The sequence below is a fragment of the Angelakisella massiliensis genome (genome assembly GCF_900104675.1).
GTDB classification, from domain to species: Bacteria; Bacillota; Clostridia; order Oscillospirales; family Ruminococcaceae; genus Angelakisella; species Angelakisella massiliensis.
This window is the reverse complement of record NZ_LT629944.1, coordinates 1-22,812: the sequence shown is the minus strand read 5'-3', so window position 1 is coordinate 22,812 and position 22,812 is coordinate 1. Positions and strand designations below refer to the sequence as shown.

Here is a 22,812-nt window from a genome sequence, read left to right as displayed (position 1 = left end):
GCGACAGCGTAGAACTGCCACATTGATGGAAGAAGGGGGATGATGCCAGCCGCCTGTGTGCCGTCCGCATAACAGCGGACAAGGAGTAACTGTGCTATGGATCAAAAAGTCCACAGCATTGAGAAGTTACTTTTTGTCCCACTCAAACGACACACGGCTTTCAATGGACAAATTTCAATAGGCGTTGGTCGGCGTCTTTGTGCGCGGGAGTTTGCCCCAAGTGGGGACAAACCCCCGCCTGCCCGTGCTGCCTACCCTATTGGACTTCTCAATGTGCATATCCAGAGAGCGGCTGATTTTGTATCCCGATACAAAGTCAGCCGCTTTCATTTAAGGCTCCCTGAACAAAGAATCAGGGGGCCGCCACCTCCAATTTGTTTTTCTCAAAAAAACAAATTGGAGGTAACAGAGGTGCAAAATTATCGCAAAAGCGACTATGCGATAAACAAAAACAGCCCAAATATCGTTTATCGCTTTCATAATGAAATCATAGAAATCACACTGGAGGATTATCTGAAGGAGAACCCTGATAAAACGGAACATGACTTTGCAGAGCTGAAAGCCCTGTCCGATCAAATCTACTATGAGCAGGATCGGGCAGAGAGCGCCCAGACCCGCAAGGATGTTTCAATCCACGGTTTGGAGGAAACGGAGCATTGTGCCACTCGCGCGCTGGATGAAGAATGGGAAGAACGAGTTGTTGACATACAGAACCGCAAGTATGCCTGGAAAGCCTTCGAGCAGCTTTTTACAGTGGGCGCTTTGACCGAGGTTCAGAAACGGCGATTCCGGCTTCACGTTTTTCAGGGACTCTCTACCCGGCAGATCGGTCGGATGGAAGGGACAAGCCATCAAGCCGTTGCCAAGTCCATAAACCTGGCGATTGCCAAACTAAAAAAATATTTTGCGGCACAGGGTTGACACCCATGCGGTTTCAGGACGATAGGTGAAAGGCATTCTTTCGGAGTGTTCTCCTTTCGCCTGTACCTTGACAACCACATACTCATTCATCAGTAACATCCCCCTTTCCAGTGCGAGGAGCAAAAGCCGATTCAGGGGCCGCGCCATGATATACGGACATGATGAGCAGATCCCACCTGATTATCATAATTGGTCTTGCATACAATCCTGTCCCGTATGAGCGAGTAACGGCAGCCTGTAAAAACCGGGCAGCACCCGGCGCGGCCATGATCGGAAAGGGGTATAATGGTACTCCTGTCCAGCCACAGATCACGCAATGGGGGCAGCTCGGAGAGATCCTCGGAGGGGTGAGATTCCCGTGGGCCGGTTCGCTGCTGGCCGCTGATGACTTCCCAATATGTGCGGGGTGTCAAGGACAAATGGCACATAGCAAGAAAACAAATCGGATTTTATATTTCGCCGGAAATGGGGCAGGTCTTATGGCCTGCCCTGTTTCCGGCTTACTTAATATTCAGGAGGTCAGCTTATGCGAAAGGCTATCCGGCGTGGCGATCTGTTCTATGCAGACCTGAACCCGGTGGTCGGCTCCGAGCAAGGCGGCATCCGCCCTGTCCTTGTTATCCAAAATGATGTGGGGAATCACTTTAGTCCTACCGTTGTTGCGGCAGCCATCACCAGCAGAAAAGCGAAGAACAGTCTGCCTACCCATATCCTACTTGAGAATGTGCCGGGGCTTGCGCCTACCTCTCTGCTTCTGTTGGAACAACTGCGGACAATAGACCGGCAGCGGCTCCGTGGTTACATTGGGCGTATCAGCAAAGAAAAAATGCTGGAGATAGATGCAGCCCTGGCAATCAGCATCGGCATAGGATACCCCAACGAAAGGAGGACTCACAATGTATGAAAATGACGGCGGCCTACTCTCTCCCAGAGATGCCTACCGATTGATGTTAAAAGACTACCCTGATGTGATGGACATTGGTCAAATGTGTGAGGCGCTTGGCGTCAGTACAAAAACCGGGTACAAGTTACTTAAAGACAGGAAAATTGAGTACCTGAAAATTGGACGGGCTTATCGCATCCCCAAAGCCCACATTCTTCGTTATTTGAAAATCACCTGCTCCACTTTTGCAGAGTAGCAGGCTATGGTGTCGATCTTCACCGGATAGACGCAGAAAGTTAACAATTCTGACGCGGATTTACCTGGAGTTTTGTTCTGTCCGATGATACAATAAAGGTGTCATTGGTAGGTGAACTCAATACCGCAAAAGGAGGAACAGATCAGTATGCCAGCGGTACACCTGCAAGAAAACAGCAAACTAATCTCCGGCCATGTGGCCGAGAAAAAAGGGTATCTCTATTGGGTTCTAAACCTTACCGATGAAAACGGTAAGAGAAAGCCCAAATGGATTCCCACCCATAAGAAAGTTAAGGGTAACAAGACCTGGGCAAACAATATGCTTCCCACCATCCGAAAGGAATGGACGGAAAAGCTGCTTCAGGAGGCTGCGGCCTCACAGCAGTCGGCTTCTCCGTCTGGCCCGTCATCCGCAGAGATTTCCTTTGTGGATTTCCTGTACCAGTGGCTTGAGTACAAGTACAAGTCTGCTACCGGACGGGTGATGGACAGCAAGCCCATCGAACTCTCGACCTATTCGGGATACGAACAGCAGCTTAATAACCCCATCGCCCCGTATTTCCAAGAGCATCCTGTCGCCCTTTGTGACCTTACCAAACAAGATATTCTCGCTTTTTATGAGAAAGAATTGGAACGGGTCAAGCCGACCACCGTTAAGCATTACCACGCTCTGATTCATGGGGCGTTGAATTATGCGGTTGACAAAAATCTGATTCCAAGCAATCCGGCTGACCGGATTATCATTTCCAAGCCTGAACCCTTCAAGGGTGACTACTACCTGGATTCGGAAGTCCTGAATCTGTTTGAAGTCATCAAGGGGCATAAGATCGAACTGGTAGTTCTTCTGACTGCTTTTTACGGCCTGCGCCGCAGTGAGGTTATCGGTCTGAAATGGAGTGCCTTTGACTTCAACCATAACTGCTTCTCCATCCGGCATACGGTAACAACTTGCAATGTAAAGGGAGAACGGGTCACGATTAAGAAGGACAAGGCAAAAAACAAATCCAGTCTGCGGACTTATCCATTGATTCCTTTTTTGAAAGAGCGGTTGCTGGAGGCCAAGAAACAGCAGGAAGAAAATCGCAAGCTGTGCGGGCGTTCCTACAACAAAGAATATCTGGGATATGTCTGTGTCGATGTGATCGGCAATCTTATTAAACCCAACTATGTGTCCTCGACCTTTGGGAAGTTGCTTGCCAAGAACAATTTACGGCACATTCGTTTCCACGATCTTCGCCATACCTGTGCCTCGCTTTTGCTGGCCAACGGTGTTCCGATGGAACAGGTAAAGGAGTGGCTGGGACACAGTGAGATCTCAACAACGGTGGATATTTACGGGCATCTGCAATATGCCACGAAAAAACAATCCGCCGCAGCCATTGAGCAGGACATTGTGGCGCCCATGCTGCAAAACCTATCGGCGGTTTCTCCATAAAAAAGAAAGAGGTCTACCAGCTTTTCGCTGGCAGACCTCATGGCGGAGATGGAGAGATTCGAACTCTCGCGCCGGTTTTGAGCCGACCTACCGCATTTCGAGTCATTTCCCCCTTGTGATTTTTGGTGGAAATTAAGCGAAGATGGAAGTACACAACGGAAGCCCAAAAGCTGCGGTATACTGCGGATTTTGGCTTCCGTTTTTCGTTTTTATTTGAACCCACAGGGCTTTCCGAGTTCTTCCCATTTTTGCCCCGAATTATGACCGGAGGATAGAACAAGGATAGAACTGGACGCCAGATTGGGGGTATTCACACCCATACCATTTCACGAAAATGCAAATCACCATTTTGATTAGACAACTTGATCTTATTTGAACCCACTTCAAAATCCAACATTTTACACACCAGTGAAGTACCTCACCTACCAATGACAGATGAACAAGAAAGTGAGTGCTGCACATGGATTTGACTAAGTATTACCCCGACATCGTCGCAAAGTATCCCGCCTATGTAACCAAACGGGAACTATGCGAGATCTGCCACATCTGTCCCAAGACCGCCTACAATTTGGAGCAACAAGGTGAGATTCCCTACACCATTGAGCAAAACCACCTTATCCGTAGCCACAAAATCAAGCTGACGGACATTCTTGCCTATCTCTATCGGCGTGAGTGCAGACAGGAAGCAGACAGTCCCTATATCTGTGCTATGAGAACATTCTATGACGAACACCTCTCTCCCTACTCAGACCTGCTTTCCGTAAAGGATATTCAGCAGATCACAGGCTTTTCGTCCTCGGCAATCGTGCGGTGGATCAGCACAGGGATTCTGAAGGCTTTCCAGCCTGGAAAGCAGTACACCGTCCCAAAGGATTTTATGCTGGACTTTCTGATAAGCCCATATTACCGCCGTATCCGCCGAAAGACCCCTCTCCAAAAGGAATTGATGGATACATTTGAGCGTCTGTGGCAGGAAAAAGGAGGCGAGTGATGTGGCACAGGTATCCAAGTATCGCTATTTGCTGAATCAGTACCCAGAAACAGTCCAAAAAGAGCAATTCCGCATTATCTGTCATATCAGCAAACGCACAGCTCGTTATCTGCTGCAATCCGGTCTGGTTCCCTGCGTACAGAGTGGGAAAAAGACCCGGAATTACACCATAAAGATGAAAGACATAGTTCGCTACCTTGAGCGCAGGGAAATCCACCCCGAAAAATACAAACTTCCCCCCGGCTCATATAGCGGGACATACGCAGTCAAGCCCCTGCTTCCCGAATCTGTGACAACGGAGGAACTGCGAAAATACTACATAGAGAGTTTCCGGGACATTCCCGACATAGTTTCCACGAGAGAGGCCGCGGAATTAACAGGCGCCACGGCATCTACGGTCGCAAAATGGATCAGAACGAAAAAGCTAAAAGCTCTTTCACATGGTCCGGCATTTATCATCCCGAAGGTCAATCTGATCGACTTTATGGCCAGTGACGCATACTTGAACAAACGCTTGAAATCACAAAAATTCCACGAAAATATAGGAGGTTTTCTATCATGGAAAGCGGGAAAATAATTGTTGTAGCCAACCAGAAAGGTGGGGTAGCCAAGACCAGCACGGTCCGAAATCTGTCCTATGCGCTGGCCGAGATGGGCAAGAAGGTCTTGGTAGTTGACTTTGACCCCCAGTATAACCTCACCACCAGCTTCGGTGTCCTGCCGACCCAGGCGCCCTATAATACCGGGACTCTTATCACCAACCTGCTTCTGGACGAATCTCTGCCGGATACCAACGAGTTCATCCAGAAAATCGGCTCTGTGGACTTGATCCCTTCCAGCCGATCTCTCACCGTTGCGGAGGCAAATCTGCTGATGACGCCGGACAGCAATGACTACCTGGCCGCTCTGCTGAATCCTCTGCGGCTGTCCTACGATTACATTATCGTGGACACCAACCCCTCTCTCGGCTCGTTGACCATCAACGCTTTAACGGCTGCCGACGAGGTAATTATCCCGATTGACCCAGAACTATTCGCTCTGACCGGTTTACAGGCGTTGGTGGACACTATCAAGAAAATCAAGCGGAAATTAAATCCCAGCATTGAGATCGGCGGTATCCTGTTCACCAAATGCAACAAGCGGACGAACCTGTATCGCCGTACATACGGTCAGGTCACAAAGGCGTTCCAATCGCTCCCCATCTTCAACTGTCAGATTCCCTACACGGTCAAGGTGGGGGACGCAAACAGCTACGGAATGAGCGTCATGGAACTGGAGCAGGCAAACCCCGCCTCTCTTGCCTATCTGGAACTTGCAAAGGAGGTGCTGGCAAATGCCTAAAATCAATCCGCGCATCAAGTCCATTGACGATCTTCTGGGCTTGGATGCCGCAGAAGAAAGACCTATTGAACCCACCCCTTCCGTATCCTTGCCGACCAAGAACACCATCATCACCCTTCCCCCGCAGGCCATTCGTGCTTTCCGAGGCCATCCGTTCCGGCTGTATGAGGGCGACCGGCTCAATGATCTGGTAGAAAGCATTTCGGAACATGGGGTCCTGAATCCCGCCATCATCCGCAAGATTGAACGGGATGAAGATGGCTTTGAGTATGAAATGCTGGCCGGTCATAACCGGCAGAACGCCGCAGCCATTGCAAACCGTGAACTTCCCTGTATCGTCAAGGAAAATCTTTCCGATGAAGATGCCTGGATTTATGTGATCGAAACCAATGTCCTGCAACGCTCCTTCTCCGAAATGCTGCCCTCCGAAAAAGCGGCGGTGCTGGCTCTGCGCTATTCCAAGATGATCTGTCAGGGGCGCCGGAACGATATTATCGAGGAACTGAAAAGGCTGGAAAACCCTGATGAAATCAGGGAAAATCCCACAAGTGGCACTCAGTGCCACAGGACGAAAAGCCGGGATATTTTAGGTGCTGAATACGACTTAAAAGGCCGCGCCGTTGCGAACTATCTCCGCATCAATGAGTTGATTACTCCGCTGAAAAGGCGAATTGATGATGCCGAGTTCCCGATTGTGGTAGCTGTGCAGCTCTCTTATCTGACCGAACAGGAACAGCAGATGGTTGACGATGTGCTTTCGGGAAGCGAGTACAAGGTCAATGAGGGAAAGGTTGTCCTGCTGCGGGAATATACCGGAAAGCTGACCCCGGAGCGTACCGAACAGATTTTGTCCGGCGAGTTTAACCGGAAACCCAAGAAATCCACGGCTACGGCGTTCAAGGTCAAACCGGCGATTTACAAGAAATACTTTACCGCCAGCATCAGCCAGAAAGAGTTCGACAGCATTGTGGACGAGGCACTTGCCCTCTACTTTGCTCAGAAAGATTAACTATTAAAAGTCAACCCCAAAAATGAATGGTGATGATGAAAAAAGAGATAGTTCAAAAAAGGTATAGCAAAGCTGAGGTCTTGACAGACCCCTGCTGGCTATTCAAGTAGTTGCACTCAAGCCGCTGGGCAATATGGCTGCTTGGATTTCTCCATAGCGAAAATAAGTCGCACCAATTTCTTGGCAGCATGGGAAAGTGCAATGTTGTAGTGCTTGCCCTCCGCCCGTTTCTTGGAGAGATAGGCGGCAAAAGTCGGGTCCCAGTGACAGACGTATTTGGTCGCGTTGTAAAGTGCGTAGCGTAAGTATCGGGAGCCACGCTTTTCCATGTGCGGGTAGCAATTCTTCAGTTGCCCGGACTGATAAGTAGAAGGTGACATTCCGGTATAAGCTAACAGCTTGTCCGGGGAGTCAAACCGGGTGAAGTCTCCAACTTCGGCCAGGATCATGGCCGCCATACGGAATCCCAATCCGGGGATCGTGGTAATGGGAGAATCGAGTTCATCCATTAAGGACTGAATCTGCTTTTCGATTTCTGCAATCTCGGAATCCAGTTCATGGACGAGCCGGATGGTGTGCTGTAATTCAAGGGACTTGGCGGGCATCCAGGAGCCAATAGAGTTTCTGGCGGCATTACGGATTTCAAGAGTCACATCCCGTTTGTAGCGGCCTTTGGATACCGTTTCAAGAAGTGCTTTCAACCTCGTCAAATGGGCTGCGGCAATCTGTTTAGCACCGGGAAACTCCTCCAGCAGGGCGTAGACAGAAGCAATATGCAGAGAAGGAACAAGCTTTTCCAGTTCCGGGAACAGGATACAGACCAGCCGGGCAATGGAACTTTTCAGTTTGGCACGCTCTTTCACCTTGTCAAAACGGTATCTGGTCAGTGACTTTAACTCCTCGTTGTGGTATGCTGTATCTGTGTAGGGTTTGAGGCCTACATCGGACAACAGCATAGAAGCAATCGTGCGCGCATCCACCCGGTCAGTCTTGGTTTTTCGCAGGCTGAAGCTCTTTCGGTAAAGATTTGTGCGCAAGGGGTTCAGGACATAGGTGGTCAGACCATTGTCAAGGAGAAACCCGAGCAGATTGTAGCTGTAATGACCGGTAGCCTCAAGCCCTACTTTTATTTTGTCCTTCGGTGTGGTACAATCCTGGATTCGCTGCAATAGGTAGTGGAATCCATCCAACGTATTGGAAATTGTGAACACATCTGCCAGGACTTCACCATCGGAGCTGACGATAAAGCAATCGTGCTTATCTTTCGAAACATCGATGCCAACAGAAACCACCATAACAGATACCTCCAACGATAAATATGTGATGCTGCATCCACAGTGCACCTTACTTTTGTAGCCTTGTTCCACATAAACCGTCTGGCGGTATTTAACTAATTAACAAAATTGTAAGGGGCTGTGGTTGGAACCTTTCTGAAACCATCTCGTGGTAGGACTTGAACACCAATCCACAGCATCCCTTACAGTGTAGCATATAGCCCTTGGAGAGGGGCTTTAATAACTACTACTCTATAATACAAGGACAGGAATCCGAGCAAGAGGCCGGATAACCGGCCATAATCACCAATACAGGAAGGAGGTCAGATACCGTTGAGAAATGATGAACGCCTGCGGACGATATATGAAGTCATGGCTCCCTATATCGTCCGAAATGAACACAACTGGCGGGATTATCTGGCATTTGCATCGCAGTTCCATAAGCACAGTTTTGACAACATACTTCTTGTGTACGCACAGGACGAGGATGTTTCGATTCTGGCAACACGAAAGCAATGGGCAGCCATAGGCAGAAATTTGATTCCCCATGCAAAGGGCGTTGCCGTTTGCGTCTACCGGAATGCCAAACTCACTCTTGACTATCTCTTTGATGTAAGCCAAACTACTGGCAAAGAGATTCATCCTACGGACTGGCAGCTTTCCGATGAAATGAAAAAGGCCCTGACCGAGCGCCTGTCGTATGCACACGGTTTCCCCAAGCAGGATTTTTCCCAAGCGCTGTATGCGATGGCAAGCGAATCTGTCGCAGAGAATTACAACCACTTTTTGCAGGAACTCAAGCAGGAAACCAAAGGCCATTTGTTCACCGAGATCCCGGCCGGTGGTTTTGAAGCCCAATACATCCAGCTTTTGACCGACAGCATTTCTTATTTCATCGGCAAAAAGTGTCACCTGCCGGATGAAGAAATCCAGTTGAGTGACGGCATGGCGACGGTCAGCCATTTTAATACACTCCCGCTGGTTGCACATCTGGGTACGGCAGTAACCGCCCTTTCCAAAGGTATCCTGTTAGAAGTAGAACGGAACATCAAGATTATCAATCGTGAAAGGATGGCACAACATGAGCAAACCGAATATCAATCTGAAATACAGGGAGCAGGACGGGATGATGCTTCCCGATCTGCAAATCTCCAACAGCAGCGAAGCAGATCAACCCCTGGGCAGGTACGGCCGGATGGCCCTGGAATACCTCAGAGAGAATCACCCGGAGCGATTTACGACTTTGAAAATGGATGGCAGTCTGATGGAGATCATGCACCGGGTACAGGACGAGGCGACCGAGAAGATCGAAGCCCTGACGCAGCAAATGCTCCAGCAGGAGCCGCTTCCGCAGACCGAGGACATCATGGAGCGGACGCGACACCTGAACAGTCTGAAACTGATGGCGGAGGAAACCGTACTCCAGAGCGTAGTCCTGATTCCCCGCTGACCGAAGAACAGCCAAATACAGAAGTGGCGCCAAGCGCCGCACCTGTGGGAGAGCCGTCTGAAAAGGACGGCTCTTTTTCTGTTCCTGCGGAACAACCTACACGCCATTTTACCGATGCAGAAGTCCGGCGCAATTATGAGTACATCCTGACCAGCACCAATCTATACCCCCCAGAGCTGCACAGCGCGGTTCGCAGCGTATTGTCAGAACCGCCACTCAATCCTGACTGGTCAGACAAAGGGCGGCAGATTGCGGCTCTCTTTACTCCTTATGGCGACCGTGAATATCAAGGTGATCTTCTCTATCGTACCCGGTTACATGGTGAAGATGGCATTTCATTTCTCTTTGATGAAGGCTATACCTACATTCCCTGGAACGGGCTGGCGTTTTTACTGGACGCCATGATCGAGGACGGCGACTATCCCAATCCTGTTGTAGAGGAGCTACCTGACCCCATCGGAGATTATAACATCCCTGATGAAGTTGATGAGATGGGCGGTCCCCACCGGCAAATGACCATCGGAGAAGCGGATTTTAATTATGTCCTGGATGCTGTTGCTTATGAAGCCGGAGAAACCGTAGTGGAACCGGTCAAGCCGGAGGCGATTGTTCAAATGGAAAACGACACACCAGCAGCCGGTGGCGAGCCTGCATCCGTTCCTGGCGAAAATCCCCATGTTGTGGTGGAGGCCCCTGAAACGGCTCTCCCCACAGATACAGCGGAGCAGCCTACACCGCCGCCCGTCAAAGGAAACACGACGGCGCACAAGAATTTCCGCCGCTTTCAAGAGTTGTTCCCGGAGATTGTGTCCGGTCAATATGAGTATCTGCGGCTGGAGGCCGGAGAAGCCTACTATCCTCTGGTCATTCACCATAAATACGGTTCCCATTACTGCATGGAGCATTACTATATGCAGAACGGCGACCGGATGTATGACCCTTATATGGATTTCCAAATCGACAAAGAGGCTGGGACACTTCGGGCTTTCAGTTATGAGAACAGTGGCATTGGTGTATATAACGAGGCTGATCCCGACGACCCCGCATACGAGAAAGCAATCAACGGGTTCAACAGTTTCTTTGCCACCTGGCTGAACAATATCCGCAGCCAAGGCTATGAGCCGGTGCGGGCCTCTATGATGGTCAATGATGAAGAAGTAGATGTGGATTTGCGCCCTGCTGCCGAAACTGTTCCGGTCATGGAAGAAGAACAACCGGAGCAGCTCTCCCTTCTATCCCTGGAAAAGAGTACGGAAGATCTGCTTGTTGAGCGTGTCATGCAGAGAGGTCCCCTTACCGCAGGAAAAAAAGAACAAATCTACGAGTTTGCTCAGACCCACCCCACCGGATCAGAATTTACTACTTTCCTAAAAAAGCTATATGGATATGAAGGGTTCTCCGGTGATGAAATGGGCGTGAAATACGCCATGTTCAATAGTGAAGGTGTCACTATCGAATGGCAGGATGAGCAGGGCGAAACACAGGAAACAAAGCTGTCCTGGGCACGGGCTGCCGGTGTCGTGCAACGCCTGGTGGATGAAGGCCGCTATCTGGAAACCCCTGTTGTCAGCCAGCCGGAGCAGCAGGATGAAGTGCAGCCTTTCAGTGACCAATACCGTCTGTTAGACCGTCTGTGTGCTGACTGCGAGTATTTTCTGGGGGCGGGACAGCGGGCAGAAAAGCATTTGTGGGCAGGCAGCGTGGATGCACAGATTGAGAAAATGCGGGAACTGTATGCCCAACTACCGGAAAAACCTGATTGGATTTCCCTGGATATAATCAACGCCTACGCCCGCCGCATGGCAGCCCCGGAGCCGGTAGAAAATACTGCGGAAGCCTTGCCGGAGGAAACGCAGATTTTGGACGAAGCCCTGGACGCCCATCATGGGCAGATTGATATGCTGATGCAGGCGGTCCGAGGTGAGCTGACGGTTGGAACCATCCGGTACAGTATTTTTGAGGGGCGGCCCCATATCAGCATGATTGAAGTTCTGGAGGACTACCGCCGTCAAGGTATCGCAACCCAGATGCTCCGCTATCTGCAAGGGCAATATCCCAATGAGGAAATTGTATGGGGGTATTTGACCGAGGATGGCTCGGCCCTGTACCAAGCCGTGGTGGATGAACAGCCCAATCCCGACTATCTCCGGGTACAAAATGACCTTGAAGATATTACGCGGGAATTTGACGCTTATGTGCGGCGCCTGGACGGTGGGGCTATTCTCTCCCCCCAAGAAGCTGCCGACATGGACGATCTGGAGGACACGCAATACCGGCTGGAAAAAGAGCTGGAAGAACTGCGCCCCATTCGCGCCTTTGTACGAATGGGCGATGGTACAGCAGCAGAGGCGCCCGCTGTTATGGATGAAGCCACCCCCACTGATCTGGCGCCCCTTCGTGAGCCGCCTGCGGCGCCGCAGGTCGCCGCACACAACTTCCGTTTTTCCGAGGACTATGACCTGTATCCAAGTGGAGCAAAGACCAAATATAAAAACAATGTCATGGCGATCAAGCTGCTCAAGCAGATTGAACTGGAAAAGCGGACAGCGACACCAGAAGAACAAATCATCCTTGCCCGCTATGTCGGATGGGGCGGGCTTGCCAACGCTTTCTCCAGTACGGCCTCTGGTTGGGAGAACGAATATCAGGAATTGAAATCCCTGCTGACTGATGTGGAATACAAAGCGGCCATGAACTCCACCATCACAGCCTACTACACCGAGCCTGACCTGATCCGGCACATTTACCGCGCCCTGGAACGGTTTGGCTTCGAGGGCGGCCCTGACCGAAAAATCCTGGACCCCGGTATGGGAACCGGCAACTTCTATTCTGTGCTGCCGGAGCAGTTTCAAGGGAGCAAGCTGTTTGGCGTAGAGTTGGATTCCATCACCGGCAGAATCGCAAAGCAGCTTTATCCTGATGCGGATATTTCCATCATGGGATATGAAGCCACCAAATTTGAGGACAACAGCTTTGATGTGATTCTGGGCAATATCCCGTTCAACTCCGTGAAAATCTATGACCGGCGCTACAATGACCTGAACCCGTACATCCATGACTATTTCTTCATCAAGTCCCTGGACCTTGCAAAACCGGGCGGTATCATTGCCTTTATCACCAGCAAAGGAATTATGGATCGCAAGGACGAGAGCCTTCGGGAATATATCGCACGGCGGGCAGAGTTCATCGGCGCCATTCGCCTACCCAACACAGCGTTCAAGGCTTTGGCGGGAACCGATGTAACAGCGGATGTTGTTTTCTTGAAAAAGAGAACGCAGCCCATAGAACTTGATCGCGCGAATCTTCCGTCCTGGATTGAAACTGACCTGGACCGCAGTAAATGGATCGCCTATAACCGCTATTTCAAAGATAATCCCGAAATGCTCATGGGCGAGATGGTGAGCAGCCGGAATATGTACGGCAACGAAGATGGGACGGCCTGTGTTGCCCCGGAAGATTTTGACCTGAACCAGCATCTTACCCAAGCGGTTGACTCCCTGTACGCCCGTTTCACAGCAGAGCCAGATGAAGAAATTGAGGCAGACGAACCGGAAGAAAGCAATACAGAGTATGAGGACGCTCCGGCCGGAACCAAAAACTTCACCTATGTTGTGCGGAATGGCGAGATCTTCTTCTGTGAAAAAGATAAGCTGATCCCGCAACCTTACACCGGCATGAAGGCCGAAAGAATCAAGGGATTGTGCGAAATCCGTACTGCGCTGCTGGAGGTTATCAACATCCAGTCCCATGAGTATGACCCGGTTGATCTCCAGAAAGTACAGGACACACTCAATCAGGTATATGACCGCTTCGTTGCAAAGTATGGAGCCATCAACAGCAAAGGAAACATCCTCGCTTTTTCTGATGATGACCAATTCCCCTTGCTGCGCTCTATCGAGGATGAGCGGAAAGACAAGACCGGTTGGGATAAATCAGCGATCTTCACCAAAGCCACCATCCGTCCTTTCCGTCAGGTCAACCATGCAGACACCGCCGAGGACGCCCTTCAAATCTGCCTGAATCACAAGCTGCGGGTGGATCTGCCCTATATGTCCTTCCTGACAGGAAAAGCCCCACAGGAGTTGGTGCAAGAGCTGGATACTCGCATCTATCTCAATCCCCAGAAATACTACGGTAATCCGCTGGAAGGATGGGAACTTGCAGAAGAATATCTCAGTGGTCATGTGCGGGATAAACTGCTCTACGCACGTCAGAAGGCAGCGGAAGAACCGGAACTCTTTGCCCGGAATGTAGAGGCTTTGGAGGAAGTACAGCCGGAGCCACTGACTCCTGCCGACATCGAAGTGAATATGGGTGCCATCTGGGTTCCCATTGAGTATTACCGCCAATTCATGTATGAAACCTTCCAGACCAGCGGATATGAAAAGGTCATCGAGGGCGGCGACAACCGGCACCGCATTGACATTGAGTATTTCTCCTATACCACGACCTGGCGTGTCACCAATAAAAATGCGGAACCGGATTCCGTAATGGTCAACCAGACTTTCGGAACCAAGCGGAAAAATGCTTATGAGATTTTTGAGGATTGCCTTAATATGCAGTCCACTACTGTCCGTGACCGGCAGGAATACATCAATGAAAAGGGCAACAAGTCGGTTAAATATGTAGTCAACGCACAGGAAACCATGATTGCCCGTGCCAAGCAGCAACAGATTCAGGAAGCATTTGCGTCCTGGGTTTGGAAAGAACCGGAGCGCCGGGATAGGCTTCTGCGTATCTACAATGAAACCTTCAACACAGTTCGCCCCCGTGAGTTTGATGGGAGCCATCTCGTATTTCCCGGCATGAACACGGAGATGAAACTGCGGAAGCACCAGCTTGATTTTGCTGCCCGTGTCATCTATACCGGGACGGGGCTTGCCGCACATGAGGTAGGCGCCGGAAAGACCGCTGCTTTAATTGCCGCCGGGATGTACCTCAAGAACCTGGGAGCGATCCACAAGGCGGTGTTTGTGGTTCCCAATCCCCTGGTGGGCCAGTGGGCAACAGAGTTCTACCGCTTTTTCCCCAATGCGAACCTTTTGGTATCCACCGCAGAGGATTTTACTCCCAAAAACCGCAACCGCTACATTTCTAAAATCGCCACCGGAGAATATGACGCAGTGATTCTGGCGCACAGCCAATTTGAGAAAATCCCAATCTCCACAGAGCGGCAGATTGCTATGCTGGAACGGCAGATCAACGATATTGAAAATGCAATCCATGAAATCAAGAGCGAAAACGGCGAGAATTGGTCTGTCAAGCAGATGGTCATTTTCCGCAAAAATCTGGATGAGCGGCTGAAAAAGCTGTCTGCCGAGGAAAAGAAAGACGATCTGCTGACCTTTGAGCAGCTCGGCGTAGATATGATGATGGTGGACGAGGCGCACTTTTTCAAAAACTGCTTTGTCTTTACGAAGCTGCGGAATGTGGCTGGTATTACAACCTCAAGCAGTCAACGCGCTTTTGATATGCTGCTCAAATGCCAGTATTTACAGGAAACGAATCAGGGGCGCGGTGTAGTATTTGCGACCGGAACGCCAATCAGTAACTCGATTTCCGAACTGTTCGTCATGCAGCGGTATTTGCAGCCGCAGGAGTTGGAACGCTTCGGCTGGTCCTACTTCGATACCTGGATCGCCCATTTTGCAAAGAAAGCCTCTGTGCTGGAATTGAAGCCGGAAGGATATAATTTAGTAGGACGATAAATAATGCGTTCCTAAATTGAAAATAGGCTATCAAAATCGGTTTTGGAACTTCAAAAAAATCTTTTAATTTTCTTGAAAAACAGTTCCGCTTTGCACCCCTATTTTCTCCTATTAGCAGAGGGAGTAATCCCTGTAATGCTAAATCAGATTACATAAAGAAAGGAGGATAAGAGAATGTCAAGGACTTCAAAGATTACAGCAATTTATGAGCGTTTATCAAGAGATGATGACCTCAATGGTGAGTCAAATTCAATCACCAACCAAAAGCAATACTTGGAAGATTACGCCCGAAGAAATGGCTTTACGAATATCCGTCATTTTACTGACGATGGTTTTTCGGGTGTGAATTTCAATCGTCCGAGTTTTCAGGAGTTGATTAAGGAAGTAGAAGCAGGAAATGTCGCAACGATTATTGTTAAGGATATGAGCCGATTAGGACGAAACTATCTGCAAGTCGGCTTTTATACGGAAGTTCTGTTCCCACAGAAAGATGTCCGTTTTCTTGCAATAAACAACAGCATTGACAGTAATAATGCTTCTGATAATGACTTTGCCCCATTTTTGAATATAATGAACGAATGGTACGCCAAAGACACAAGCAATAAAATTAAGGCTGTGTTTGATGCTCGTATGAAAGACGGAAAGCGTTGTAGCGGTTCAATTCCCTATGGATATAACCGATTAGCAACCGACAAACAAACGCTTGTCGTTGACCCTGTGGCTTCTGAGGTGGTAAAGCGTATCTTTCTGCTTGCCAACGAGGGCAAAAGTCCGAGAGCAATCGCTGAATTGCTTACCGAAGAAAAGGTTTTAATTCCGGCTGCACACGCAAAGGAATATCACCCCGAACAGTATAATGGAATAAAGTTTACAGACCCGTATCTTTGGGGAATGTCAACCATAAGAGCGATTTTAAGCAGACAGGAATATCTCGGTCATACTGTTTTGCGTAAATCGGTCAGCACCAATTTCAAACTGCACAAAAGAAAGAATACCGATGAAGATGAACAGTATGTATTTTATAATACGCACGAGCCTATCATCTCGCAGGAACTTTGGGACAGCGTTCAGAAGCGAAAGAAACGAGCGAACAGGACAGCAGCCAAAGGTACGCATAGCAACCGTTTAAGCGGTTATCTGTACTGTGCGGATTGTGGCAGAAGAATGACCCTGCAAACGCATTACAGTAAAAAAGACCGTTCGGTGCAGTATTCTTACCGTTGCGGTGGGTATGCAAGCAGAGTAAACTCCTGCTCTGCCCATTCAATTAGTGCTGATAATGTTGAAGCCTTGATATTATCGGCTGTCAAACGATTATCAAGATTTGTTCTGAATGACGAAGAAGCCTTTGCAAAGGAACTTCAAGCACTTTGGAATGAAAAGCAGACAGAAAAGCCAAAGCACAATAAATCGGAATTGCACCGTTTTCAGAAGCGATACGATGAATTGTCTAAACTTATTCGTGGCTTGTATGAAAATCTTGTTTCGGGATTACTGCCCGAAAGACAGTATAAGCAACTGATGAAGCAGTACGATGACGAACAGGCTGAACTGGAAACGAAGATTGAGGAAATGGAAAAGGAACTTACCGAAGAAAAAGTAAATGCTGTTGATATTAAGCATTTCATTTCTTTAATTCGCAAGTGCAAAGAGCCGACAGAAATTTCCGATTTGATGTTTGCTGAACTCATTGACAAGATTGTGGTTTATGAAGCAGAGGGTGTGGGAAAAGCAAGGACACAAAAGGTTGATATTTACTTCAACTATGTCGGGCAGGTCGATATTGCCTATACAGAAGAAGAACTTGCTGAAATAAAGGCACAGGAAGAACAGATTGAGATGGAACGCTTGGCAAAACAGCGTGAGCGTGAAAAAGCCTACCGAGAGAAGCGAAAGGCGAAAAAACTCGCTGAAAACGGTGGAGAAATCGTCAAGACAAAGATATGTCCTCACTGTCAAAAAGAGTTTGTGCCTACAAGTAACCGACAGATATTCTGTTCAAAGGATTGTTGCTATCAGGCAAGGCAGGATAAGACAAAAGCCGACAGAGAAGCAGAAAAAGGAAATCATTATTATCGTCAGCGTGTATGTGCTGTGTGTGGCAGTACCTACTGGCCTGCACACAGTCAGCAGAAATTCTGTTCCGAAGAATGTCAAAAGCAAAATCACAACGAGAAATCTTTGGAATTTTATCACAAGAAGCGAAAGGAGAAATCAGAATGCAAAGATTTATTACAGACGAAAGAACTGGTATCCAGTACGAACTCATCGGAGATTATTACTATCCCTGCTTGACGATAGAAAACGAAGAACCGCCTACGCTCACAAAATACGGAAGAATGAGGGAAAGATATTTGAGGGAGCATAGGAAAGTCTTATATTGCAATCTGCTTACAAGCGGAAAGTTATATGAACACCTTGCTGAAATTGATACTTCGGCGTGTAATATGGCGGAGTATCTGATAAAGGAAATGGCAAGAAAACAAGGTGTGACGGAACAACTGAAAGCGGAGGATATGATGAGATGGGTCGGATTGATGAATAATATCCGAGCCTGTGCAGATGAGATTGTATTGAACGATATTGTGTATTCCTAATAGCATACCAGCCGAAAAGGAACTGCTGTCTTTACTGATGGCAGTTTTCTTTTTCGGGAAGTATTCAAGAAGTCATTAAGTCGTGAGTGTAATGGAAGTGGTTAAATTGAAAGTTCATAAAGATGGTATGATGTGTTAAAATGAGAGTGATGAATTGTAATTTTCCGCATTGAATATTAAGAGACTTGTAGGTGTAAGCCTTTTGCTGTTTTATTATATTCTTTCAAAAAATGAAAGCTAATCTTTGAATAAATATTTTTTGAATTTAAGTGACGCTTGACACATTTTTCCCGTTTATTAGGGTGAAAGGCCTTAATACAAGGGAAAGGAGGAGAAGCCTATGGATGATAAGCAGATATTAGATTTATATTGGGAGCGCTCCGAAGCTGCTATATCCGAAACTTCAAAAAAATACGGAAAGTATTGCAGATACATAGCCTTTAATATTCTTCACAATGACGAAGATAGCGAGGAATGTGTAAATGATACTTATTTAAGAGCTTGGAACAGCATACCGCCTAACCGTCCATCTGTCCTAAAAACTTTTTTAGGGAAGATTACTCGCAACCTATCTTTGGACAGGTACGAACTGCTTAATGCAAAGAAACGTAATGGTGGGCAAATGCCATTGGTTTTTGATGAAATACAAGAGTGCATACCATCGTTGGATAGTACAGAAAACATTGTTGAAGAAATCGCTCTAACGGATATTCTCAACCGCTTTCTTTCTTCCCTGTCATTAGAACAGCGAAAAATCTTTATGAGAAGATATTGGTATTTATCGCCCATTAAAGAAATTGCAACGGAATATGGTATGAGCGAGAGCAAAATCAAGATGTCATTATTTCGTTCAAGGAACGAACTCAAAAAATTGTTAGAGAAAGAAGGTATCTCTGTATGAAAGAAAAGAAACTTTTAAGGGCATTGGGAAATGTCGATAATCAGTATATTAAGGAGGCTGAACCTATGAAAAAAACAAGTAAAATAACTAATCGGCAAAAATGGGTGTCTGTTGCAGCTTGCTTCGTACTCGTTGCTGTGATTGGAGTGGGAGTTTTTCAAAGCAATCTGTTTGGTACAAAAAACGATATTGCCACGCTGAATGATGGAGAAACAATTACTTTTGTTAAAAATGACTTATCACAATCTTCAATTAACTTAAATGTAACAACAAGACCTTTGAGCGATGCTGAAATTGAAATGCTTTTTGCAGACTTGCCTGTTACCGCAGATGCTTATTTTGATGCTGACAATCATAATATTCTGGGTTTTGAGGGAAAAATTGATGATACAAGAATGGTAGTTTCTAAACAGGGTGTAAATCTATTAGATACTATCATTGATGGAAATACAATCACTTCAAGTGTAGACGGCGTTGATATCAACGCAGGATATTTCGTAACAAAGTCAAATAGTCAAGGTGTCAAAACCGTAATATATTATGCAACCTTTGATATGGGAGAGAACACTATTTATGTAGAGTATTCTGGCGTTGAAAATGAAAGTGAAACTGTAAAAAACAACTTGGCAGACACAATTTTGAAGTTGATTGAGAACGGTGCATTTGATTTGAGCCAAATCCAAGAATAATCTGCAAATTTCATATACTAAGAACTTGATGTAACACCCTATACCCTTAAAAAATAGGGAAAGTAATATAAAGCCCCAAAAAACAAGTCTAAAAAGCTCTATTAGAACGGTATCTTCGCTTTTTGCCTGTTCTTATGATTATAATTTTAGTGGTCACGTTTTTTGCTACTTGAATGACAGAAAACATCGTAGAAATACGGTGTTTTTTGTTGCCCCAAACCCTACAATTTCATACATAACCACAGGTTAGTACAAATACCTTGCGTGATTTTTTTGAAAGGCTTAGAAAGGCAATTTTGCCCGATTTTCGCCCCGAAAAATGACAGAAACAAGGCTCTGAGTATCTTTCCTGTGGTTTTTTTATTTTCAGACGGAAAGGAGGATTGATATGCCGAGAATGAGTAAGAAACGGAAACAAGATTGGGCATTGTTTCTGAACGAAAGAAATCGCATTACCTACAACGAACTTTGCAGAAAATGCAGTAATGACTGCAAGCAGAGTTTCCGTTGTATCGTGGTGCTTTGCCCTAAGTATTTATCGAAAAGGAGAACGAAGAAAAATGAAGCAAATGGAAAATGAAATGAATGTAAATGTCCCTCTCGAAGTTATTAAGGCAAGTGAGATTGAGCCGAAGGAAGTGAAATGGCTGTGGTATCCGTATATTCCGTACGGCAAGGTTACGCTGTTGCAGGGCGATCCGGGCGATGGAAAAAGCAAGTTAATGCTGTCAATCGCCGCACTGCTCTCTAAGGGCGAACCTCTGCCTTTTACTGAAACGGAAGAAAATGAGCCTATGACTATCATCTATCAGACAACGGAAGATGATGCAGACGATACGGTAGTACCCCGATTTAACTCTGCCGGTGGGAACGGAGAAAACCTTATCTTCATCAAGGAAGATGAAAAGTCTTTATCCTTTGGAGATAACCGTATTGCTGAAGCAATCGAAAAGTATCACGCAAAACTTTTAATTCTTGACCCGATGAGTTCCTATATCGGAGAGAACTGTTCAATGAACAATGCCAACGAAACAAGGGCAGAGTTTAATCACTTGATTGCAGTTGCAAAAAATACTGGCTGTGCCATCGTGATTATCGCTCATATGAACAAGATGAGAGATACCAACCCTCTTTATCGTACCAACGGTTCGATTGATATTGCGGGTGCTGCAAGAAGTATTTTTGCAATCACACGCACACCGAACAAAGAAGCACCGGCGGAAAGATATATGGTTCAAGTGAAATCCAACCTTGCCCCGACAGGCTCTGCAATTCTCTTTGAGGTTGCAGAAAAGGGAGTGGACTTTATTTCTGAAATGGAAATGACAGCAGAAGAAGCGTTCCAGTCCCTTGCCCCTAAAATGGGCAGACCGAACGAAAAGGAAACCAAGGCGAAAGAATTTCTTTTGGAAATGCTGAAAGACGGAGAAATGCTTTCTTCGGATTGCGAAGAAAGACTTGAAGCCGCTGGGTTCAAAAAATCGACCATCAAAAAGGCAAAGAAGAAAGCAGAAGTTATCTCCCAAAAGAAAGGCTTTCTGTGGTACTGGTCTTTGCCGATGGGCGATATACCGAGAGAATAAAAGCAGGCTGTCTGATGGGAGGACAGTCTGTTTTTATGATTGAGGTATCAAAAGGAGGTCAAGGGGGAACTCCCTTGCCCACGACATCTTTGCAGACGAAGTCTGAAAGTGTCATAGTGGGTTACACACATTCAAAGAATGTTGTGTAATGGCTTCGCCCCTGCCGAGAAAGGAGAGCAAAATGGCAAAAATCGACAAGGCGGATATGAGTTGTGCAAGGGTAAAACAGTACACCGCTTCTGATGTGAGCAAGGCGGAAAGGCACAACGAACGCAAGAATGAAACCTACGAAAATATGAATGTGATTGAGGAACGAATACCCTTTAATGTGCATTTCAAAAAGCCGACTGCCCCTACCTATATGGAACAGTTAAAACAGATGGAAGCAGACGGTCAGGTGTCGCTTCGTGGGTTGAGGAGAGACGCAACACTCTTTAATGAGATAGTGATTGATGTGAATACGATGTACTTCGAGCGTAATGGTGGCTATGAATACGCAAAGCAGTTTTATGAAGAAGCCTATCGTTTCATCGTGGAAAAATTCGGTGCTGACAATGTTATATCGGCAGTAATGCACGCTGATGAAATCAATGTAGCCGCAACCGAGGAACTGGGAAAAGAGGTTTACCATTATCATCTTCACGCTATGGTTCTGCCAGTGGTGGAGAAAGAAATCCTATGGAGTAAGCGTTGCAAAGACGAAAAACTGCGAGGAACGGTCAAGGAAGTTGTTAATCAGATAAGCCATTCAAAGAAATGGAAATCGGATATTCCGCTGACCGATGAAAAAGGAAAGCCGCTTCTTAGGAAGAACGGAAAGCCGATGTTTAGAGCTTCGTACAGCATACTGCAAGATGAATTGTTTCACTATATGACGGAGCAAGGGTTCAAAGGCTTTCAGCGTGGCGAATACGGAAGTACAGCAGAGCATTTGACTTCCCTGCAATATCAAATCCAACAGGACAAAGAGCGATTGGAGAAGTTGCAGAAGCGTATTCAAAAGGAACAGGTCAAGTATGAGCCTGCCCGTCATATCTCCAAAACCTTAAACGAGATTGACAGTATGGGGCAGAAAACAATCACAGGTAAAATGGCAATCTCCAAAGAGGATTATTCTCAACTGACAGCCCTTGCCAAAGAGGGTATTACCAGTCGTGCGGAAATCAAAAAATTTGAGCAGAGTGCAAATTTTTACCGACAGAAGTATATGGACAGTGCAAACGCATTGGAACGAATGAAAACCAAATACAACGAACTGAAAGAAAAGTGCAGACCTTTTCTTGAAGCGTTGGAACATTTCCCCGAAGTTGCTAAACTTTTTACCGAAAAAGTGAAGCAACTTTTTTCTTTTAAGGAAGCACAGGAACGAGCCGAAAAAGAAGCAAGGGAAAAAGAAAGACAAGAGCGTACCAAGGCACGAAGAAACAAGCGGGATATGGAGAGATAACCATTTCCATTATACTCACGACTTAATGACTTCTTGATATGTTCCGATGAAACAGGCTGTATTTGTGGGGTGTTCCAAACGGAATGCCCCACCAGTCAATTTATGAAAAGGAGAAACGGACTATATGAAAGAAAACACTTTATCTTATACAACACGAATAGGCAAAACAACTTTTATTGTCAATGTGAAGCAATCGGAAAGTGCGAAGAAGCCTTTGAATACGGTGTTTCAAGAAATATGCAGACACGAGATGTTGGGAGATTTTTCAGCGGATAAATATTTGAATTTAGAAAACTTGCAAAAATCATCTTGACAAACTCGTTCCCGA

At 46.9% G+C, this 22,812-nt stretch carries 20 protein-coding genes and 1 tRNA gene; 18 read left to right on the top strand and 3 right to left on the bottom strand.

The window, feature by feature from the left end:
• Nucleotides 1–96: 96 nt before the first annotated feature.
• The 4 genes from BQ5383_RS21390 (at nucleotide 97) to BQ5383_RS00435 (ending at nucleotide 3,494) form a co-directional block, all read left to right on the top strand.
• Nucleotides 97–921, top strand: coding sequence for a hypothetical protein (locus tag BQ5383_RS21390; protein ID WP_235821904.1), 825 nt, complete (start codon nucleotides 97–99; stop codon nucleotides 919–921).
• A 526-nt stretch (nucleotides 922–1,447) separates the two neighbouring features.
• Nucleotides 1,448–1,825, top strand: a complete 378-nt coding sequence (locus BQ5383_RS00445; protein ID WP_071428858.1) for a type II toxin-antitoxin system PemK/MazF family toxin — start codon at nucleotides 1,448–1,450, stop codon at nucleotides 1,823–1,825.
• Entirely contained in the window at nucleotides 1,818–2,060 is a 243-nt protein-coding gene (locus BQ5383_RS00440) for a helix-turn-helix domain-containing protein (protein WP_071428857.1), read from the top strand. The genes BQ5383_RS00445 and BQ5383_RS00440 overlap by 8 nt, the downstream gene beginning before the upstream one ends.
• A 147-nt stretch (nucleotides 2,061–2,207) precedes the next feature.
• Nucleotides 2,208–3,494, top strand: coding sequence for a tyrosine-type recombinase/integrase (locus tag BQ5383_RS00435; RefSeq protein ID WP_071428856.1), 1,287 nt, complete (start codon nucleotides 2,208–2,210; stop codon nucleotides 3,492–3,494).
• A gap of 40 nt (nucleotides 3,495–3,534) precedes the next feature.
• Here BQ5383_RS00435 and BQ5383_RS20935 read toward each other — a convergent pair.
• A tRNA-Ser gene (locus BQ5383_RS20935) sits at nucleotides 3,535–3,604 on the bottom strand.
• 350 nt (nucleotides 3,605–3,954) lie between these two features.
• On the opposite strand from BQ5383_RS20935, the gene BQ5383_RS00430 reads away from it, so the two are divergent.
• The 4 genes from BQ5383_RS00430 to BQ5383_RS00415 are packed head-to-tail and all read left to right on the top strand — an operon-like array spanning nucleotide 3,955 to nucleotide 6,835.
• Entirely contained in the window at nucleotides 3,955–4,485 is a 531-nt protein-coding gene (locus BQ5383_RS00430) for a helix-turn-helix domain-containing protein (RefSeq protein WP_025544194.1), read from the top strand.
• A 1-nt stretch (nucleotide 4,486) separates the two neighbouring features.
• The gene (locus tag BQ5383_RS00425; protein ID WP_006354099.1) at nucleotides 4,487–5,062 is read left to right on the top strand and encodes a helix-turn-helix domain-containing protein; all 576 of its coding nucleotides are present in this window, start codon (nucleotides 4,487–4,489) and stop codon (nucleotides 5,060–5,062) included.
• Nucleotides 5,044–5,826: a ParA family protein gene (locus BQ5383_RS00420; RefSeq protein WP_055180661.1), complete on the top strand. Its 783-nt coding sequence runs from the start codon at nucleotides 5,044–5,046 to the stop codon at nucleotides 5,824–5,826. Before BQ5383_RS00425 ends, BQ5383_RS00420 begins: the two co-directional genes overlap by 19 nt.
• Nucleotides 5,819–6,835 (top strand): ParB N-terminal domain-containing protein, encoded by a 1,017-nt coding sequence (locus tag BQ5383_RS00415; protein WP_071428855.1) that lies wholly within the window; start codon nucleotides 5,819–5,821, stop codon nucleotides 6,833–6,835. The genes BQ5383_RS00420 and BQ5383_RS00415 overlap by 8 nt, the downstream gene beginning before the upstream one ends.
• Before the next feature lie 116 nt (nucleotides 6,836–6,951).
• Here BQ5383_RS00415 and BQ5383_RS00410 read toward each other — a convergent pair whose 3' ends face one another.
• Both BQ5383_RS00410 and BQ5383_RS00405 read right to left on the bottom strand, forming a co-directional pair.
• Nucleotides 6,952–8,127: an IS110 family RNA-guided transposase gene (locus BQ5383_RS00410; protein WP_071429843.1), complete on the bottom strand. Its 1,176-nt coding sequence runs from the start codon at nucleotides 8,125–8,127 to the stop codon at nucleotides 6,952–6,954.
• A gap of 285 nt (nucleotides 8,128–8,412) precedes the next feature.
• On the bottom strand, nucleotides 8,413–9,072 hold the full coding sequence (locus BQ5383_RS00405) for a hypothetical protein (RefSeq protein WP_071428854.1): 660 nt from the start codon (nucleotides 9,070–9,072) through the stop codon (nucleotides 8,413–8,415).
• Nucleotides 9,073–9,190: 118 nt separating this feature from the next.
• On the opposite strand from BQ5383_RS00405, the gene BQ5383_RS00400 reads away from it, so the two are divergent.
• The 10 genes from BQ5383_RS00400 (at nucleotide 9,191) to BQ5383_RS00360 (ending at nucleotide 22,797) form a co-directional block, all read left to right on the top strand.
• Nucleotides 9,191–9,559, top strand: coding sequence for a TnpV protein (locus tag BQ5383_RS00400; RefSeq protein ID WP_025544199.1), 369 nt, complete (start codon nucleotides 9,191–9,193; stop codon nucleotides 9,557–9,559).
• A 44-nt stretch (nucleotides 9,560–9,603) separates the two neighbouring features.
• Nucleotides 9,604–15,267 (top strand): GNAT family N-acetyltransferase, encoded by a 5,664-nt coding sequence (locus BQ5383_RS00395; protein ID WP_235821903.1) that lies wholly within the window; start codon nucleotides 9,604–9,606, stop codon nucleotides 15,265–15,267.
• A 174-nt stretch (nucleotides 15,268–15,441) separates the two neighbouring features.
• The gene (locus BQ5383_RS00390) at nucleotides 15,442–17,562 is read left to right on the top strand and encodes a recombinase family protein (protein WP_071428840.1); all 2,121 of its coding nucleotides are present in this window, start codon (nucleotides 15,442–15,444) and stop codon (nucleotides 17,560–17,562) included.
• Complete coding sequence (locus BQ5383_RS00385; RefSeq protein ID WP_054325472.1) at nucleotides 17,487–17,864, top strand: TnpV protein; 378 nt, start codon at nucleotides 17,487–17,489, stop codon at nucleotides 17,862–17,864. Before BQ5383_RS00390 ends, BQ5383_RS00385 begins: the two co-directional genes overlap by 76 nt.
• Nucleotides 17,865–18,204: 340 nt before the next feature.
• Nucleotides 18,205–18,765 (top strand): RNA polymerase sigma factor, encoded by a 561-nt coding sequence (locus tag BQ5383_RS00380; RefSeq protein WP_071428839.1) that lies wholly within the window; start codon nucleotides 18,205–18,207, stop codon nucleotides 18,763–18,765.
• On the top strand, nucleotides 18,762–19,454 hold the full coding sequence (locus BQ5383_RS00375) for a hypothetical protein (protein WP_054690455.1): 693 nt from the start codon (nucleotides 18,762–18,764) through the stop codon (nucleotides 19,452–19,454). Before BQ5383_RS00380 ends, BQ5383_RS00375 begins: the two co-directional genes overlap by 4 nt.
• Before the next feature lie 388 nt (nucleotides 19,455–19,842).
• The gene (locus tag BQ5383_RS21385; protein WP_054325471.1) at nucleotides 19,843–20,034 is read left to right on the top strand and encodes a hypothetical protein; all 192 of its coding nucleotides are present in this window, start codon (nucleotides 19,843–19,845) and stop codon (nucleotides 20,032–20,034) included.
• Entirely contained in the window at nucleotides 20,015–21,037 is a 1,023-nt protein-coding gene (locus BQ5383_RS00370) for an AAA family ATPase (protein WP_207646796.1), read from the top strand. The genes BQ5383_RS21385 and BQ5383_RS00370 overlap by 20 nt, the downstream gene beginning before the upstream one ends.
• A gap of 181 nt (nucleotides 21,038–21,218) precedes the next feature.
• Nucleotides 21,219–22,484, top strand: coding sequence for a plasmid recombination protein (locus BQ5383_RS00365; RefSeq protein WP_071428837.1), 1,266 nt, complete (start codon nucleotides 21,219–21,221; stop codon nucleotides 22,482–22,484).
• A 124-nt stretch (nucleotides 22,485–22,608) separates the two neighbouring features.
• Nucleotides 22,609–22,797 (top strand): transposon-encoded TnpW family protein, encoded by a 189-nt coding sequence (locus BQ5383_RS00360; protein WP_004452856.1) that lies wholly within the window; start codon nucleotides 22,609–22,611, stop codon nucleotides 22,795–22,797.
• The last annotated feature ends 15 nt before the right edge of the window (nucleotides 22,798–22,812 follow it).